Source organism: Maribacter arenosus (assembly GCF_014610845.1).
Lineage (GTDB): Bacteria > Bacteroidota > Bacteroidia > Flavobacteriales > Flavobacteriaceae > Maribacter_A > Maribacter_A arenosus.
The window spans coordinates 331,354-348,913 of sequence record NZ_JABTCG010000004.1; the positions used below are offsets into that span (position 1 = coordinate 331,354).

Consider the following 17,560-nt stretch of genomic DNA (forward strand, 5'->3'; position numbering starts at 1 on the left):
AAGATTTAAATTATGAGTGGAACATTGAATAAGGTGATGCTTATCGGGCATTTGGGAGACGAAGTAAAAATGCATTATTTTGAAGGAGGTGGAAGCATAGGCAGGTTCCCTATTGCCACCAATGAGACCTATACCAACAAGCAAACAGGTGAACGTGTAACCAATACCGATTGGCATAACATTGTTGTACGCAACAAGGCGGCTGAAATATGCGAAAAATATCTAAGCAAAGGGGATAAGATCTACGTAGAGGGCCGGTTGAAAAACAGACAATGGCAAGGGGAAGATGGCAATGCGCGTTACACGACCGAAGTACATGTCCAGGATTTCACCTTCCTAACCACGAAAAAGGAAAGTATGGCCAACGCACAGTCAGCTAGCCAACCTTCACAGCCTGCACAACAAAAAGAACCAACAAAGACCGTTGAACCTACAATTTCGAATGAGCCCGAAGATGATGATGATTTACCATTTTGACCCCAAAAATCCTAAAATTTGACTATTGGACCCAGAACCCCTTAGTTTATTACCAACTTTTATTGCCGTGGAGAGTGCCTTGGCACTCAATATTTCCATACTTGTATTATTATTATTTTGTTCAGCACTTGTTTCCGGTGCCGAGGTGGCCTTTTTTGGTTTGTCCCCAACCGAAGTAAATACCATTGCGCAAAACAATACGACCAAAGGCAATATTATTATAAAATTGTTAGATCGTCCGAAAAAATTGTTGGCGACAATATTAATTGCCAACAATGCAATAAACATAGGGGTGGTCCTTCTTTTTAATGTGATTGGCGACACCTTGTTCTCGAATATCACCTATGTGTTGTTCAATTTTATTTCGGTACGATTCCTTTTGGAAGTCGTGGTGGCCACTTTCCTGATTTTGATGTTTGGTGAAATCTTACCCAAGGTATATGCCAATAGAAATCGGGATAGTTTTTCCCATTTTATGGCCTATCCCCTGAAAGTGCTCGATTTTATCTTTTCACCATTAAGCTTGCCCATGCGTTCAAGTACGATTTACTTGAACAACAAACTAGGTAAATACAAGTCGAACCTCAGTGTAGACCATTTGTCCCAGGCCTTGGAACTGACTTCCGAGGGCGATACGACCAAAGAAGAACAAAAATTGTTGGAAGGTATAGTGACTTTTGGAAATACCGATACCAAGCAAGTGATGCGTCCACGTATCGATTTATTCGCATTGAGCGAAGACATGAAGTTTCCTGAGGTTTTAAATGAAATAAAAATTCAGGGATATTCTCGAATACCCGTATTCTCTGAAAATATGGACAATGTATTGGGTGTTCTTTATGTGAAAGACCTTTTACCTTACATCGATCGAAAGACCTTTAATTGGATATCATTGATTCGGGAACCTTATTTTGTACCGGAAAACAAGAAATTGGATGATCTTTTATTGGAGTTTCAGGATAAGAAAAACCATCTGGCGGTGGTTGTCGATGAATATGGGGGCACATCGGGTATTGTTACCCTAGAGGATATTATCGAAGAAATTGTTGGTGATATCAGTGACGAATTCGATGATGAGGATTTGGTTTATTCAAAATTGGATGAATTTAAATATGTATTTGAGGGAAAGACGACTTTAAAGGATTTTTATCGTGTGGTAAAATTGGAGGATGAGCAGGTTTTTGAAGAACAGAAAGGTGAATCTGAGACTATTGCCGGTTTTGTATTGGAGATTGCCGGAAGCTTTCCTAGGAAAGGGGAAAAAATCGTTTTTAAGAATTATGAATTTATCGTAGAAAGTCTGGACAAAAAAAGATTAAAACAGATTAAAGTGATCTTACCACATGAAAAATAAGAGCGGCTATTTTTTATGGATTTGGATATTGCTTTTCGTAGGCTGCCAGGAAGAGGTTATCCCAAAGCCTAAAGCCATGTTGCGGTTGGAATACCCCGCTTCGGAATACGAATTGATGGAAACCGACCATTTTAAATTTCTTAAGAACCAAATAAGTGAAATTAAAGAACAGAAGGGCAACTTGATAACCTTGGATTATCCGACAATGAAAGGTTCCCTGTTTATCACCTATAAAGGTGTAGACAACAATATTGGCAAACTATTGGTCGATGCCCAAAGACTGTCCATAGAACACTCCTCTAAAGCTGATGGCATATTGCCCCATCCTTTCGTAAATGAAAAGGACAAGGTATATGGAATGTTTTTTGAGGTTGTGGGTGATGCCGCCTCCCAAGCACAATTTTACGTAACCGACAGTACGGACCATTTTGTAACGGGCTCACTTTATTTCTATACTAGGCCCAATTACGACTCCATTTACCCGGCGGCAACGTATTTACAAAACGACATTAAGAAGTTCATGGAAAGTATTAGATGGAAATAATATTGAGGCGGGTGGTATACCCAAGGCAATAACAGCCAATTCCAAAAATGATTTTTTACCCACTATTCCTCGCCAAGAAGCTTTTTAGCGTTGGCGATACTGGTATTGATTTGTTCACGCAAGGCTTTTACCTTTTCTTCTTCCTCATCCAGCCAGGTTTGTTTTTGTTCCGTTAGGGCCTTTCCATTCAATATCTCATCGGCATCAAAACGATTGCCGAATCCTTGCATCCAGTCCATCATTGCTTTGTGGGCGTCTTGTAGTCCCTTTTTTGCGTTGGCGTATTGCATTCCCAATTCGGTGCTATCTTCTTTTGCGCTTAATTCACCGACCATTTTGCCCATGCTGCCCATTTTAGGCATAACCTCATCATGAATAGCCATGACTCTCTCCATTTGACTATTGACTTTTGAATCCTCTTTTTTTTCCTCTTTACATGAAGTGTTTGCAAATACGGCTATTACGGCTAAAATGCTTAAAATCTTTTTCATCTGTTACTTTAAATTATTATGTTGATCCTAGATTTTCGATTTAGACAATTGTCCATTTAGCACCGCGTTTTGTTTAACTACAATCACTTTGCGTAATGGGAATATGGCTCTTTTGTTTTACTGGATATAAGTTTCAAAAGTACGTATTACCACTGTTTTTTGAAACCTTTCCCTTATTTTAAAATCGTTATTTTAACTATTCGAAATCAACATCCGAAACCCCTTCGTTCACCTTGATTTCCTGAATTATAAAATTCCATTTTTGAGGCCCCATACTCTCCGTTATTGAAAAAGGGAATTTAATGCCAGCAACTTCTTTATAGTCATCATAATCCATTGTCATTACCATTATTTTTCCATCAACATTAACACTCATGACATCCCTAACTTTAAGTGCGGTTTCAATATCGTAGAAAGTGGATTTTACATCTGACAGTTTTAATTTATAGGCTTTTTTACCATTTATCACTTCTATACCTTCTACCTCCATACTTGTTTTAAGTAAGTTCAATTCCGCAAAAGGAGCTGATTCTTCTTTCAGGTCTTTTAACAACTCTTCACCCATATCCTTATGTCGATTTTGCTGAATTGTATAACCCTTATCCCCATCAACCACTTCCTTGCTTATGGAATTCCCCATGTACTTTATTTCTTTCATAAATTGATTTTTTGACGTTTTCATTATTTCAAGATTTAATTTCGTACCCTGCATATCGGCTTCTGCTTTTATTGCATATGAGGTCACTTCCGATAATTTTTCTTTTCCTCCTATGGCCTCGATATATTTTTCCAAAACGTCATGGGCCGTCATACCCTCTGGGATGGTAACGCTATTGTCGGGTTTATCAATTTCATTCGCATATTTATCGTAATACTTGATTGGCACTTTTTTGCCATTGAAGGTTAGTTGCTCCAAGTTGTTGAGAACATCACTTCCTTTGCCAGTTACCACTATTCGAGCATTGTTTGTTGAAAAGTATTTTTGCGCGGCTTTTTGAATATCAGCTACGGAAATAGCCTCGATTTTCTCCAAATAGGTTTTATAAAAATCTTTTGGCAAACTTTCTGTTTCTATATTCAAAGCATATCTAGCTATGGTTGAAGGTTGTTCCAAAGCCATCACAAAATTACCGACATATGTAGCTTTTGCGTTTATCAATTCTTCATTTGAGACGGGTTCTTTAATTATTTTATCCATTTCTTTTAGAATTTCTACTACAGAACTATCAGTTACTGAGTTTCGAACGCCAGTATAGGCCTTAAAAGTTGCAAACCCATATTTATCATCGCTTAATCTTGATCTAGAATAGTAAGCATATGCCTTATCTTCCCTTATATTCTGTTCCAATCTGCTTACAGAACCTCCTCCCAAAATAAAATTTGCCATTATCGATGGCAGATAATCCTCCTCTTTCATTTTAAGATCAACCAAACTTTCAACAGCTATTTCAGATTGTACGGCATTGGGAACATCTATGAAGTTAATTTGGGTGTATTGTGCATTTAAGGGTTTTGAAAATTGAAAGGAGGGAGGAACGGCCTTTGTCCATGGCATGAAATTTTTGGTTACCAAAGTTTTCACATTGTCAAACCGGACATCACCAATTACAACCAAATAAGCATTTGCTGGAACAAAATAGTCTTCATAAAACTGAATTACATCGAAAAGGGTAACGTTGTTAACGGATTCCTCAGTAATAAATTCACCATATGGATGGTCGGTACCATAAACTAAAGCGTTTTGAACTCTATTTGCAATTGCCGAAACATCCTTTTCCTCTGCCTTTAAAGCTGTAAGCAATTTTTGTTTTTCTTTTTCGAATTCTTCCTCAATGAAATTCGGATTGATGGCAGCATCTGCCATTAACTCCAATATTCTAGGAAAATATTTGGATAATGAACTCGCAAAGGCACTCTGGGAACCAAAACTGATACGTGCTCCAAGAAAATCCACTTCCTCGTTAAAATCATCTTTTGGGATAGATTTGGAACCATTACCTAATAGACTAGCGGTAAAGCTAGAGACACCCGCTTTATCGCCTTCGAGTATTGGAGGATTGTCTATGAGTAACTGAATGGAAACCCGTGGTAGTTTATGATTTTCAACAACCAAAACTTTTAGGCCGTTATTCAATTCAAAACGTTGCGGGTCATTGAGGTTTATTTCCGGTGTCGGTCCAGCCTCCGGCATTTTACTTCTGTCGATCTGCGCTTGTAAATTAAGAGCTACAAAGCCCAGTATTAGGGTTATTAAAATTTTGTTCATTGTTTCTAGTTTACAGTTGCTTCTTGGGGTAAGTATTCTAATTCCACGCGTTGACTTGGTTTTAAATATTTGTTTGCAACTGCGGAAATTTCCTCTCTAGTAATCGACTGATAGATCTCTATTTCATTATTAATCAGACTAGTATCATTATAAAGCATATGATATCTGGCCAGGGAATTGGCAATGCCAGAAATACTACTATTCGAATTGACGAAATTATTTTCAAACTTATTTAGTAATTTTTGATGGTCTTTTTCAGTAATAAGTTCAGATTGAAGTTTGCTAATTTCCTCGTCAATCTCCATCTTCAAATCTTCCAATGTGGTCTCGCCAACTGGTAGGGCGCCCACCACGTATGCCCCGTAGTCTTCCTGAGAACCGTTAAAGGCAAATACTTGAAGTGCCTTTTTCTTTTCATCGACCAATTTTTTATAGAGTTTAGAGCTCTTGCCGTCACTTAAATAGGTCGATATCATATCTAATACATAGGCTTCCCTATCGGTCTGCGCAGGGGTGCGATAGCCTAAGAATATTGCTGGAATTTGTATGTTGGGGTCGTGATATTTGGCCTTAATGGTAGAAACGATAGGGTCTTCTGTAAAGGTGTTTCTTTGAATCTCTTTGCCTTTTGGGATGGCACCAAAATATTCCTGGATCTTATTTTTGGTCTTATCTATTTCGATATCCCCAGCAACTACTAAGACCGCATTATTAGGAACATAATATTTTTTGTTAAACTCTTTAAAATCCTCCAAAGAGGCATTTGCCAAATGTTCCAAAGAACCAATGGTCTGCCAGCGATAAGGATGTTTTTTGAAAAGGTTAATGTACATTTGTTCCCTCCAACGACCATAAGGTGAATTATCATAGCGCATTCTGCGTTCTTCCTGAACCACTTCACTTTGGGTTTCCACCCCAATCTTATTAATTACAGGATGCATTAAGCGTTCAGATTCCAACCATAATCCCAATTCCAAATTATTTGAAGGGAAAGACACATAATAATAAGTTCGATCTTGAGTGGTATTTGCATTCATTTGGCCACCTCTGGAAGAAACTATTTTGCGCCACTCACCTCTTGCAATATTTTCGGTGCCTTCAAATAACAAATGCTCAAAAAAGTGGGCAAATCCTGTTTTTTCAGGATTCTCATCCTTAGCGCCAACATGGTACATTACCGATGTGGTAACCACGGGGGCATTATTGTCTTGATGTAAGATAACATGGAGTCCGTTATCAAGATCGTATTCCTCATAGGAAACTTTTTGGGCTAAGGTCGTTGACATAGATAACAATGCAAACAGGCCTATTATATGGGAAGTTCTTAATCGCATAGGATAGTATTTTCTTCAGTTTAAAAGTATTACCTTTTTATAATTTGATTTGCTAATATAAATTTTTCAATATAAGCGTAGTACAACGGATTGGTCTTTAACAAGAATTTAAGGCCTGATTGAAATTATATTGTTTATTTTAAGGTATTAAAAACGAATTTTGTGCAATGAAGAATTATGCCTTGCCCATTCGATTTGGAATTGCGACTAGTGGTTGCTTGATTGCTTATTTTTTGATTTTGTCATTGTTCTTTTTACATACCAACGTTTTTTTTAGCATTTTTAATAGTGTAATCACAGGTTTTGGCATCTATGAGACTATAAAAATCTTTAAGATAAGAGAGGGGGTTAATTTTAATTATGGCAGAGGATTTACTGCAGGGTTGGTCACAGGAAGTGTTGCAACTATAATTTTTACGATCTTTTTTGCATTTTATGCAACAGAGATCAACACAGATTTTTTAAAGGAATTATCAGCAGCGTGGTTTGGTGAGTACAACAATTTCGAGGCCATAGTTTTTTTCACAGTCGCCATCATGGGTTTCTCTACGACCATAGTACTTACCCTTGCTTTTATGCAACTATTTAAATCCAGTACTGGCCTAAAGAAAAAATCTTCCTAAAAACCTTTAAAAACGCTTGTAGATTTGGCATTTAGCAGTATATTTGCACCCGCCTATTTAAAAAAATGGGCCTAAATTAAACTAATATATACGCTATGTATGCAATTGTAGAGATGGCAGGGCAGCAATTCAAAGTTGCGAAAGACCAAAAAGTATATGTTCACCGTTTACAGACAGAAGAAGGAAAAAAGGTAACCTTTGATAATGTACTTCTTTTGGATGATGGTAAGAACGTTACTGTTGGCGCCCCGGCTATAGACGGAGCCGCTGTAGAGGCAAAAGTCATTAAACACCTGAAGGGTGACAAGGTTATCGTTTTCAAGAAGAAAAGACGTAAAGGATATACTGTAAAGAATGGCCATCGTCAATCATTGACTGAAATCATTGTTGAAAGCATTATTGCTACTGGTGCTAAAAAATCGGCACCGGCAAAAGCAAAGCCAGAACCAAAAGCAAAGGTTGAAGCAAAGGTGAAAGCTGAACCCAAACAAACTGCTGTCAAAGTAGAGGCACCCAAGAAAGCAGCTCCTAAAGAAGCAGCACCGAAGAAGGCAGCACCCAAGAAAGCCGATGATTTAAAAAAGGTTGAAGGTATTGGACCAAAAATAGCGGAAACCTTAATCGCTGCAGGCATTTCCACTTTTGCTGAATTGGCGAAATCAAAGCCAGCGAAGATCGCTGAGATAATAGCTGATGTTCGTGGCAACCATGTAACCGATACGTGGCCAGCACAAGCCAAATTGGCTGCCGATGGCAAATGGGATGAGTTGAAGAAATGGCAAGACGAACTAGACGGTGGTAAAGCTTAATTGCAATACCCTTATGTATAACAAAATAAAAACCGAAAAAAATGGCTCACAAGAAAGGTGTAGGTAGTTCAAAAAACGGTAGGGAATCAGAATCGAAACGCTTAGGTGTCAAGATTTTTGGTGGCCAAGCTGCCATAGCAGGAAATATAATCGTAAGACAACGCGGTACTAAACATAATCCTGGAGATAATGTTTATGCAGGTAAAGATCATACATTGCACGCAAAAGTAGACGGGATGGTAAAATTCGAAAAGAAATCAGGAGGAAAATCCTACGTTTCGATAGAACCTTTCGAGGCTTAAAAAGTTTTACCTTATCATATAGAAAACCCCTTCCGTTATTGGAGGGGGTTTTTATTTTACGTCAAACAACCTATAATAGTCTTTCACCAATTTCCACCCAGGAATCCGCCCGTTCAAATCCATTACTATTAACATTGTGGGGTGAGGTAAATAAAATAGACCTTCCTTTAAAATGTTCCAAATTATAACTGCGATCATCAATCAATACATCGCCTTGTAATATATGTTTGTCCCCACATAAAATTCTTTTCCTCCATGGTATAAAGGGAAAATAGAGATCCAGCCATTCGCTTTTCTCTTTTAGGGAGTTTGGAAACTGCATTGCTGCCGATGCGATATAAACCTCATATTTCTCGGACAGTTCTTTTAAAATAGTCTGACTGTCCATAATGGGTTTTAAGTTCCGAAAAAAGCCCTCTCTTCTTGCATGGTTTCGAATACTCTCTTGATGCTCCTTTGGAACCTTCTGCCAAACCTCATGGCCCAAACATATTTCAGTATTGAGATTTTGGTTGAATTCCGCGTTGTAGATTTCTATATGGGCAAGGTAGGTGTCCGCAATAACCTCGTCCATATCAACAAATATTGTCATATTCAAAAATTTTCTACGAAGTACTAAAAAAATGTCCTGAACCGAAAATGATTTTTCGTAAGACCATCGATTAGTAAAAGTCTAAAGTTACAAATAGCAATCGCAAAATGATATGCTATGGGAAGTAATTAGCTTGTATTCAAAGACTTTAAGTGAAAAAGGATAGTAAAAAAATAGATGCTCCCTTTAAAATAGGATGAAGAATCCGTACCACATATTAACAAATTCTTATAGTTCGCCTAGATCAAATTGCGGACATTGCGATATATCTTTGTACCATAATTATAAAAAAGACATCATATGAAAGTGTTCAAATCGATATTGGTTCTGTGCCTATTAATGCTGGTTTCTTCAGCAATAGGACAAACACAAAAGGATAATAAACTTATAGAGGATGCTAAAACAGCAAAAGAGACCTTATTAAAAACGGATTCGTCCCTTGAACGGTTTTTTAAAAAATCAGCGGGATTTGTAATTTTTCCAAATGTGGGTAAAGGCGGGTTCATTATAGGTGGTGCTTCTGGTAACGGGGTGGTCTACGAAAAAAGTAAGGCCATCGGAATGGCCGATCTTAAGAAATTGAATATAGGATTACAAGCTGGTGGTCAGGCAATTATCGAAGTCATCTTTTTTGAAACGTCGGTGGATTTAGATCGGTTTAAAGCCGGTAAATTTGAATTCGCGGCGGAAGCCTCTGCGGTCGCTTTAAAATCTGGTATAGCCGTTAACGCGAAATACAAAGACGGCGTCGCGGTATTTGCACTGCCCAAAGCGGGCTTAATGGCCGATGCCTCTGTTGGAGGACAAAAATTCAGCTACCATCCATTTTAATGTATCGACTTAAAGGTCCATAATAAAACCCTTGTTCAATGAACAAGGGTTTTATGTTCGCTGTATCCTAAATATTTAGATAGAATTGTGTATATCTAATGCTCCTTTTGTACTTAGAGTTAGAACGCAGGCACGATATAAACAAATACCGGTTTTTTATGGGAACCAAAGACTTTTGAGTCAATAAGTGGGCTTCCTGAATTTAAAATAAGTGATTGTCGACTTTTTTATCGCATCCCAAATAAGGTTCGTTTTATTGTACCGTCTTTTTTGCTACCCTCAGTTCTGAAAAATGGTATTATTAAACTACTATTATACCAATAAAAAGAAATCGTTCTGATATTATTTCAAAAATCCTTATTTTACAGAAACAATATCAACATAAATTCAACGCATCCGCCAAAACCATGAAAAGTAGGACGGCCCCTGTAGCGTTCCTTCGAATGCTAAATAGTGTATACAATAAAAAGCAAAAGCCGAGTACTGCTGGGGAAACTACCCAATCGAATAAAAGTTGGTGGAAAGAGGGTATCCTTTACCAAATCTACCTCCAGAGTTTTAAGGATACCGACGGTGACGGTTTTGGTGACCTTAATGGAGTTGTCGAGAAATTGGACTATCTCAAAAGCATTGGCATCACTATGGTATGGATAACCCCTTTCCTAGAATCCCCCATGGTCGACAATGGCTATGACGTGAGCGATTACAAAGCCATACACCCCCGTTACGGTACTATGGAAGATTTTGACAGGATGATTTACGGTCTGCACGAACGGGAAATCAAGTTTGTACTCGATATGGTCGTAAACCATAGTAGCGATCAGCATAAATGGTTTAAAGGGGCAAGTAGTTCAAGGGACAACGAGTACTACGACTACTACCATTGGTGGCCTGCCGAAAAGGGTGAACCACCTTATAGGCATAGTTTGTTCGACCCTGAGGGCGGTTGGGATTATGTCGAAGCGGTCGACGCATATTATCTGCACACGTTTACGGGGAATCAGCCCGACTTAAATTGGGAGAACCCCAAAGTTCGTCAAGAAGTCTATGACATCATGAAATTTTGGGCCGAAAAAGGGGTAGACGGCTTTCGTATGGATGCCTTTCAATTTGTAAGTAAGGACACTACTTGGCCGGAGTTTCCTGAAGGACACGAAAAAGATTATGTCAAATGGTACGGTCTACGTCCTGAATTGCACGGGTATTTAAATGAAATGTACAATAAAATCATAGGAAAATATAATGTATTTGCGGTTGCCGAAGGAACTGGAAGCACTTTCGAGGATGCCCATAATCTAGTAGATTCAGACCGCAACGAACTTCAAATGGCCTATCACTTCGATGCCGTGAATCTGTCCCAAACACCTAAAGGATACTCCCTATTGGATTTTAAGGGAGTTTTTTCAAAATGGGACAATGCGTTTTCCGAAAAAGGGTGGTTAGCCATTTATCTATCCAACCATGACAATGCCCGTTTGGTATCCCGGTTCGGTAATGACAGTGACGATTTTAGAACGGTATCCACCCAATTATTGAACACTTTCTTAATGAGCATGCGTGGTACGCCTTATCTCTACTACGGGGATGAAATCGGCATGACCAACATCGATATGCCCAACATCGAAGAATATACCGACATTGAGGCCCAAGGTAAATATCAGAGCGCCTTAAAGGCCGGTGCCGATATGGAAGAGTTCATAAATACACTCAACTACAATTCCCGAGAGAACGGACGTACGCCGATGCAGTGGGATGCATCCGAAAACGCAGGTTTCACCACGGGCGACCCATGGCGCCGTGTCAATCCGAACTATACTGAAATAAATGTAGCCAAGCAGAAAACAGACCCTAATTCCGTGCTTTCGCACTTTAAACGTATGACCGAAGTACGCAAAAAAAATCCGGTCCTGGTCTATGGAGATTATACCCTGTTGCTTCCGGAACACGAACAGGTCTATGCCTTTGCCCGCGAGTTGGATGAGGACAAAATATTGGTACTCCTTAATTTTTCCGAATCTGAATCCGAAATAGAGTTAGTTGAACTGCAAGGGCTGACATCTGAAAAAGTTGTCATCGACAATTATGAAGGTACTGCTGTTGAAGGTACTTGCATAACCCTAAGACCATACCAAGCCATACTGTTTTCATTGGGTTGACCAATTCTTCAATCAAAAAAATGGAACCTATTGGTCATTTACCAACCCAAAAAACGTTTTAAAAATTTCAGGTTGGCTTTAAATACTTTTTCAACACGACCTTAATAGTTATGATAAAAACATTCCATTTTACAAAGCCTTGGAAATGTTGGAAAATAGCAACAAGAATATTTCAGGGATTGTGTATTCAATAGGCCTAGCGAGTAGAAGCTACTTTTCCAAGATCTTTAGTAAAAATTCGGTCAGCCTCCTACTGAATATAGAGAGTTACTCTCAGATTCTAACGTCGTCTTAACAAAGTTAAAAAGACATATGTATATCCCTTCAAACGGTCATTTTATAGTTCTTATTTAAGAACTTGTCCGGCCTTATCACAAAGTGTTCCGAACGCGGTTTCTTTTAGTATTCTAATTAATTTGCCAATTGTGCTATATGTATAGTTTTCTGTATTAAAACGAAAACAAAAAGACCCTTACATCTCTGTAAGGGTCTTTTGTCTTGCTTCTCTTATCCAAAAGTAAAGCGGTCTACTCTTCGGCTGCCATGCCCGAGTCAGGTGGGCGCTTAAGGTAATAACGTTAATACCTATAATAGTCTGGCTTAAAAGGTCCTTTTACGGTAACACCGATATATTCCGCTTGGTCTTCACGAAGTTCCGTAAGTTCGGCTCCCAATCGTGACAAGTGCAATTTAGCCACTTTTTCGTCTAGGTGTTTGGGTAGCATATATACTTTGTTTTCATAAGCACCACTGTTTTTCCAAAGCTCAATCTGTGCCAATGTTTGGTTGGTAAAGGAGTTGCTCATCACAAAACTTGGATGCCCCGTGGCACAGCCCAAATTTACTAAACGCCCTTCTGCCAGGATGATAACGTCTTTGCCATCAATGGTGTATTTATCAACCTGTGGTTTTATCTCATCTTTCGTATTGCCATAGTTTTTATTTAACCAGGCCATATCGATTTCATTGTCAAAATGCCCGATATTACAAACGATTACCTTATCACGCATGGCTTTGAAATGTTTTGATCTTATAATGTCTTTGTTTCCTGTGGTCGTAATTACGATATCGGCATTGCCAACAACGGTCTCAAGCCGTTTTACCTCAAAGCCATCCATACAAGCCTGTAGGGCACAAATGGGATCGATTTCTGTAACCGTGACGATAGAACCAGCGCCTTTAAATGAGGCAGCCGTACCTTTGCCTACATCACCATACCCGGCGACCACGACGCGTTTACCTGCCAACATGGTGTCAGTAGCCCTACGGACAGCATCAACGGCACTCTCTCGACAGCCATATTTATTGTCAAATTTTGATTTGGTGACAGAATCATTCACATTAATGACCGGCATTGGTAAGGTGCCTTTTTTCACCCTTTCATACAAACGGTGTACCCCGGTCGTCGTCTCTTCAGAAATCCCTTTTATCCCAGATGTAAGTTCAGGAAACTGATCTAAAACCATATTGGTCAAATCCCCACCATCGTCCAAAATCATATTCAATGGTTTGCGATCTTTACCAAAAAACAAGGTTTGCTCAATGCACCAATCAAATTCCTTTTCGCTCATTCCCTTCCACGCATATACAGGAATGCCAGCAGCAGCTATAGCGGCGGCGGCATGGTCTTGGGTCGAGAAGATATTACATGAGCTCCAGGTAACCTCTGCGCCGAGGGCCACTAAAGTCTCGATCAAGACCGCTGTTTGTATGGTCATATGCAAACAACCAGCGATCCGGGCACCTTTAAGGGGTTGTTCATCCTTATATTCTTCACGCAGTGCCATTAGACCTGGCATTTCTGCCTCAGCCAATATAATTTCTTTTCTTCCCCAATCCGCTAGGGTAATGTCTTTGACCTTATAAGGTACATATGAAACAGTTTTGGTCGCCATATCCTTTTTTCTTTTTACTTTCGTTGTTAACTATTGCTCTTTTTTTTAGATTGGCAAAGTTACGAATATCCTAAATAACAACATGCCTCTTTATAAGACAATACAGGTTACCCAGACCATTAAAGTATATATTTGGAAAATCGAAGAATCTGAAAAGGTACTTTCAAAAGGAATTCAACTTACAGATCACTGCCAAAACCGTATGGACGGAATGAAATCCGAATTACATCGGAAGGGCTTTTTAAGTATTCGACATTTAATGGCAGAGGCAGGGTACGAGGATAAGGACCTTTTTTATGATAAAGCAGGGAAACCCCATTTACATGATGGTGCGCATATCAGTATTACCCATTCACATCAATTTACGGGGATTATTGTTAGTGCGGTCAGTGAGGTAGGTATCGATATTGAAATGCAACGTGGATTAATTACCCGCATAGCCCATAAATTCACCCCTACCGAAGCCTATGGCCATATTAGTGACAATAATGACCTTGTCCGAAAATATACCATCGTCTGGGGTTGCAAGGAATCACTGTATAAAATCTATGCCACTGTCGGACTGAGTTTTTTAAACCATATCTACATAAATGATTTTGAATTTTCGGACCAAATCATTGAAGGCGAGGTACATTATGAAGGTGACACTACCTATTATGAATTGAAATATTTGGAATTTGAAGGCTTTACCTGCGTTTATGCGGTTAAGAAATAAGAATGAATTAGAACCATGGAAATATCTGTTGAACTTACTTTTTCCCCTCTGCAAGATGATTTTGAAGAGCATATCATCAATTTTATTAAAAAATTAAGGGCATCTGGCCTTACGGTTTTGGAGAATCCCTTAAGTACGCAGGTGTTCGGGCCTTATGATGAGGTCATGGAAGTTTTGGGCACTGAGATAAAAAAGGCCTTTGAACTTATGGATCAAGGACTGCTTTACATGAAATTGGTTAAATCTGACAGAAGCGGATATGAACCACATTTTTGAGTTTTTTCTAGATACCTATCAAGGTAAGGAAACCTATATCATTGTCTTGGAGTCTATCGTGATGGTTGCGGGAATCTTGAGTGTCTGGTATGCGAAGAAAGAAAATATACTGGTCTATCCCACAGGTTTGGTGGCCACCATTATTACGGTATTTCTATTTTTAAGGGATGGCTTGCTCGGCGATATGATGATGAATTTCTATTGGTCTGCCATGAGTATATATGGGTGGTGGAATTGGTCAAGGAAAAAGGACAATAAAAAAGTAGTCCGGATTTCTAGAACCACCACAAATGAAAAATGGATAGGTTTTGGACTCTTCATCCTAACCATGATGATAAATTATGGAGTGTACAGAATTTTCAATTATAAAATAGAAACATCTAACTATGTCGATATTTTCACTTCAGGCATATTCTTTACCGCAATGTGGTATATGGCCTTGAAGAAATTGGAGAACTGGACACTTTGGATAATTGCGGATATTATCACAATTCCTTTGTATGCCTATCGAGGATGGGGCATGCTGTCATTACAATACATTATATTTACCATCTTGGCCATCCAAGGATATCTTTTATGGAAGAAAAATTTAAGCAGCAACCTGCAAACATTATAAAAGTAGTCATGTTCGGCCCTGAATCTACAGGGAAAACCACCTTGTCAGAACAATTGGCCCGGCATTATAATTCCGTCTGGGTACCTGAATATGCTAGGGAGTACCTTCAGGATAAATGGAACAATGAACGAAAAACCTGTGAGCCCAAAGATTTGCTGCCTATTGCCGAAGGACAAATGCGCTTGGAGAATGAATTGGCCAAAAAGGCGACAGATCTGCTTATTTGTGATACTGATTTATTGGAAACAAAAGTGTATTCCGAAGCCTATTATCTTGGGTATTGTGATCCAGTACTTGAAAAGTATGCCTTGGAAAACCAGTATGACCTCTATTTCCTGACCTATATAGATATACCTTGGGAAAAGGATGATCTTAGGGACAAGCCCGATGAACGTGAGCGTATGTTTCAATATTTTAAAGATACGTTAGAGAAATATGATAGGAAATTTGTTATCTTGAAAGGGGATAAAAAAACCCGTTTAAAAACCGCTGTAGAACATATTGATAACCTATTGAACAAATGATGCAATTTACCGAAGACGATTTAAAACAACTGGCTGCCAAAGGCATAGAAAAAGATAAAGTAAGAAATCAGATTCAGATTTTCAAAGAGGGAATTCCCTTTGTAAATTTGGTCGACGCCGCTGTAATAGACGAAGGTATTCTTAAATTCACCGTACGAGAACAGAATTCCCTGATCAATACTTTTGAAGAGACCAAAGCCGGATTGTCGCTTCTCAAATTTGTTCCTGCCTCGGGGGCAGCATCAAGAATGTTCAAGGCATTGTTCAATTTCTTGGATGCTTATGACCCCAAGAAAGAAAGCTTGGAACAATACTTTAAACGAACAAATGATTCCGATTTAAAGGTTTTCAGTAAAGGGTTAAAAAATTTCCCCTTTTATAAAACCGTTCAAAAAAGAATAAAGGGCAAGGCATCGAATAGCGATGAGGAACTGTATCTTTTTGTAAAGGAAATGATGTCCGAAGATGCATTGAATTATGGTTTCTATCCTAAAGGACTTTTGCCTTTCCATGATTATGGAGATCATGTCGCCACCCCTTTTGAAGAACATTTAAAGGAAGCGTCTAACTATGCCAAAGTTGATGGCGAAGCCAACTTGCACTTCACGATTTCCGAACAACATATTGGCATGTTTACCAAAGAATATAGTGCAATCAATAAAAGACTATCCCAAACGACAAAAACCGAATTCAATGTTGCCTATTCCTACCAAAAGGGTTCAACCGATACCATTGCTGTTGATATGGATAATAATCCTTTCCGAAATTCCGATGGTTCGCTTCTTTTTAGGCCCGGTGGTCACGGCGCATTGATCGAGAACCTGAACGAAGAGGAAGCCGATGTTATTTTTATCAAGAACATTGATAATGTTGTAGTTCCAAAGGCTCAGGAAGAACTAGCTAAAAGCAAGAAAATGTTGGCAGGCTTACTTTTAAAGATACAGGAGAAAGCTTTTGCATATGCCAAAAGAATCGACGATAATAATTTGACGGCCGATATTATGTTAGAGATCAAGGAGTTTCTAGAAGATAAGCTTAATGTACGTTTTGTGGACAAATATCAGGGTTTCAGTATTGGGGAGCAAATTGAGATTTTGAAGGATAAAATAAATAGGCCTATCCGCATTTGTGGAATGGTTAAAAATGAGGGAGAGCCTGGAGGTGGGCCTTTTTGGATTAGGAATGCCCATAACCATGTGTCATTGCAGATCATTGAATCGGCTCAAATAGATATGTCCGATGAAAAACAAGTGGACATTCTTAACAATGCTACCCACTTCAATCCGGTAGATTTGGTCTGTGGTGTGAAAAATTATAAAGGGGAAAAATTCAATCTATTGAATTTTGTTGATCATAAGCAAGGCTTTATTACTGAAAAAACACAAGGAGGCCGTGCCCTAAAGGCCTTGGAATTACCTGGGTTATGGAATGGGGCTATGGCATATTGGAACACGATTTTTGTAGAGGTGCCATTATCTACCTTCAATCCCGTTAAAACCGTGAACGACTTGTTGAAACCCTCGCATCAGGTCTCATAATAGGGTAGGGACTGCGAAATATAATCAGAAAGTGCATCACTCAGATGCACTTTTTTTATTGCTATATTTTTTTCTTTTTTTATACGAAATATCAAAAGGCTGTACTACCTTTGCCGTATCTCAAAGGGGTGCTAAAACCCCGGACTTGTTAAGATCAGTTTCTGAAACAAGGTCGGGAAAAGCTGAGATTACACCCAACGAACCTGGACAGGTAATG

General features: G+C 38.8%; 18 protein-coding genes. 13 read left to right on the top strand and 5 right to left on the bottom strand.

The annotated features are described in order from the left end of the window. Window positions 1-12: 12 nt before the first annotated feature. From HPE63_RS12380 to gldD, 3 genes are read left to right on the top strand one after another with little or no spacing between them, the layout of a single operon-like run. Window positions 13-477 carry a single-stranded DNA-binding protein gene (locus HPE63_RS12380; RefSeq protein ID WP_188314586.1) on the top strand — a complete coding sequence of 155 codons (465 nt, stop codon included), beginning with the start codon at window positions 13-15 and terminating at the stop codon, window positions 475-477. 25 nt (window positions 478-502) lie between these two features. Continuing rightward, a complete protein-coding gene (locus HPE63_RS12385; protein ID WP_188314587.1) occupies window positions 503-1,831 on the top strand; it encodes a gliding motility-associated protein GldE in 1,329 nt (442 codons plus the stop codon). Further along, the gene (gene gldD / locus HPE63_RS12390) at window positions 1,821-2,375 is read left to right on the top strand and encodes a gliding motility lipoprotein GldD (protein ID WP_188314588.1); all 555 of its coding nucleotides are present in this window, start codon (window positions 1,821-1,823) and stop codon (window positions 2,373-2,375) included. The genes HPE63_RS12385 and gldD overlap by 11 nt, the downstream gene beginning before the upstream one ends. A gap of 62 nt (window positions 2,376-2,437) precedes the next feature. Here gldD and HPE63_RS12395 read toward each other — a convergent pair whose 3' ends face one another. The 3 genes from HPE63_RS12395 to HPE63_RS12405 form a co-directional block, all read right to left on the bottom strand. Further along, a complete protein-coding gene (locus HPE63_RS12395) occupies window positions 2,438-2,866 on the bottom strand; it encodes a hypothetical protein (RefSeq protein WP_188314589.1) in 429 nt (142 codons plus the stop codon). A 196-nt stretch (window positions 2,867-3,062) separates the two neighbouring features. After that, the gene (locus HPE63_RS12400) at window positions 3,063-5,132 is read right to left on the bottom strand and encodes a M16 family metallopeptidase (RefSeq protein WP_188314590.1); all 2,070 of its coding nucleotides are present in this window, start codon (window positions 5,130-5,132) and stop codon (window positions 3,063-3,065) included. A gap of 5 nt (window positions 5,133-5,137) precedes the next feature. Further along, a complete protein-coding gene (locus HPE63_RS12405) occupies window positions 5,138-6,466 on the bottom strand; it encodes a M16 family metallopeptidase (protein ID WP_188314591.1) in 1,329 nt (442 codons plus the stop codon). A gap of 167 nt (window positions 6,467-6,633) precedes the next feature. Between HPE63_RS12405 and HPE63_RS12410 the strand changes: the two genes are divergently transcribed. The 3 genes from HPE63_RS12410 to rpmA all read left to right on the top strand — a co-directional run bounded on the left by HPE63_RS12410 (window position 6,634) and on the right by rpmA (window position 8,200). Beyond that, window positions 6,634-7,089, top strand: coding sequence for a DUF4199 domain-containing protein (locus HPE63_RS12410; protein WP_188314592.1), 456 nt, complete (start codon window positions 6,634-6,636; stop codon window positions 7,087-7,089). Between the two features lie 95 nt (window positions 7,090-7,184). Beyond that, a complete protein-coding gene (gene rplU, locus HPE63_RS12415) occupies window positions 7,185-7,898 on the top strand; it encodes a 50S ribosomal protein L21 (protein ID WP_188314593.1) in 714 nt (237 codons plus the stop codon). A 41-nt stretch (window positions 7,899-7,939) separates the two neighbouring features. Beyond that, entirely contained in the window at window positions 7,940-8,200 is a 261-nt protein-coding gene (gene rpmA, locus HPE63_RS12420; RefSeq protein WP_013306164.1) for a 50S ribosomal protein L27, read from the top strand. A 70-nt stretch (window positions 8,201-8,270) separates the two neighbouring features. Here rpmA and HPE63_RS12425 read toward each other — a convergent pair whose 3' ends face one another. After that, the gene (locus HPE63_RS12425; RefSeq protein ID WP_188314594.1) at window positions 8,271-8,792 is read right to left on the bottom strand and encodes a 5' nucleotidase, NT5C type; all 522 of its coding nucleotides are present in this window, start codon (window positions 8,790-8,792) and stop codon (window positions 8,271-8,273) included. Between the two features lie 300 nt (window positions 8,793-9,092). On the opposite strand from HPE63_RS12425, the gene HPE63_RS12430 reads away from it, so the two are divergent. Together HPE63_RS12430 and HPE63_RS12435 are read left to right on the top strand one after the other, a co-directional pair. Continuing rightward, window positions 9,093-9,623, top strand: a complete 531-nt coding sequence (locus HPE63_RS12430; protein ID WP_188314595.1) for a lipid-binding SYLF domain-containing protein — start codon at window positions 9,093-9,095, stop codon at window positions 9,621-9,623. A 407-nt stretch (window positions 9,624-10,030) separates the two neighbouring features. Beyond that, window positions 10,031-11,779: a glycoside hydrolase family 13 protein gene (locus HPE63_RS12435; protein WP_223198142.1), complete on the top strand. Its 1,749-nt coding sequence runs from the start codon at window positions 10,031-10,033 to the stop codon at window positions 11,777-11,779. A 578-nt stretch (window positions 11,780-12,357) separates the two neighbouring features. On the opposite strand, the gene ahcY is transcribed toward HPE63_RS12435, so the two are convergent. Then, window positions 12,358-13,674 (bottom strand): adenosylhomocysteinase, encoded by a 1,317-nt coding sequence (gene ahcY, locus HPE63_RS12440; RefSeq protein WP_188314596.1) that lies wholly within the window; start codon window positions 13,672-13,674, stop codon window positions 12,358-12,360. Between the two features lie 82 nt (window positions 13,675-13,756). Here ahcY and HPE63_RS12445 point away from each other — a divergent pair, with 82 nt between their 5' ends. Genes HPE63_RS12445 through HPE63_RS12465 form a run of 5 tightly spaced genes read left to right on the top strand, consistent with a single transcriptional unit; the run spans window position 13,757 to window position 17,343 of the window. Continuing rightward, window positions 13,757-14,389 carry a 4'-phosphopantetheinyl transferase family protein gene (locus HPE63_RS12445; protein ID WP_188314597.1) on the top strand — a complete coding sequence of 211 codons (633 nt, stop codon included), beginning with the start codon at window positions 13,757-13,759 and terminating at the stop codon, window positions 14,387-14,389. Window positions 14,390-14,404: 15 nt separating this feature from the next. Next, a complete protein-coding gene (locus HPE63_RS12450; RefSeq protein WP_188314598.1) occupies window positions 14,405-14,665 on the top strand; it encodes a thiamine-binding protein in 261 nt (86 codons plus the stop codon). Then, the gene (gene pnuC, locus HPE63_RS12455; RefSeq protein ID WP_188314599.1) at window positions 14,649-15,281 is read left to right on the top strand and encodes a nicotinamide riboside transporter PnuC; all 633 of its coding nucleotides are present in this window, start codon (window positions 14,649-14,651) and stop codon (window positions 15,279-15,281) included. Before HPE63_RS12450 ends, pnuC begins: the two co-directional genes overlap by 17 nt. Then, the gene (locus tag HPE63_RS12460) at window positions 15,242-15,805 is read left to right on the top strand and encodes an AAA family ATPase (protein WP_188314600.1); all 564 of its coding nucleotides are present in this window, start codon (window positions 15,242-15,244) and stop codon (window positions 15,803-15,805) included. The genes pnuC and HPE63_RS12460 overlap by 40 nt, the downstream gene beginning before the upstream one ends. Then, window positions 15,802-17,343, top strand: a complete 1,542-nt coding sequence (locus HPE63_RS12465; RefSeq protein WP_188314601.1) for a DUF4301 family protein — start codon at window positions 15,802-15,804, stop codon at window positions 17,341-17,343. The genes HPE63_RS12460 and HPE63_RS12465 overlap by 4 nt, the downstream gene beginning before the upstream one ends. Window positions 17,344-17,560 lie beyond the last annotated feature (217 nt).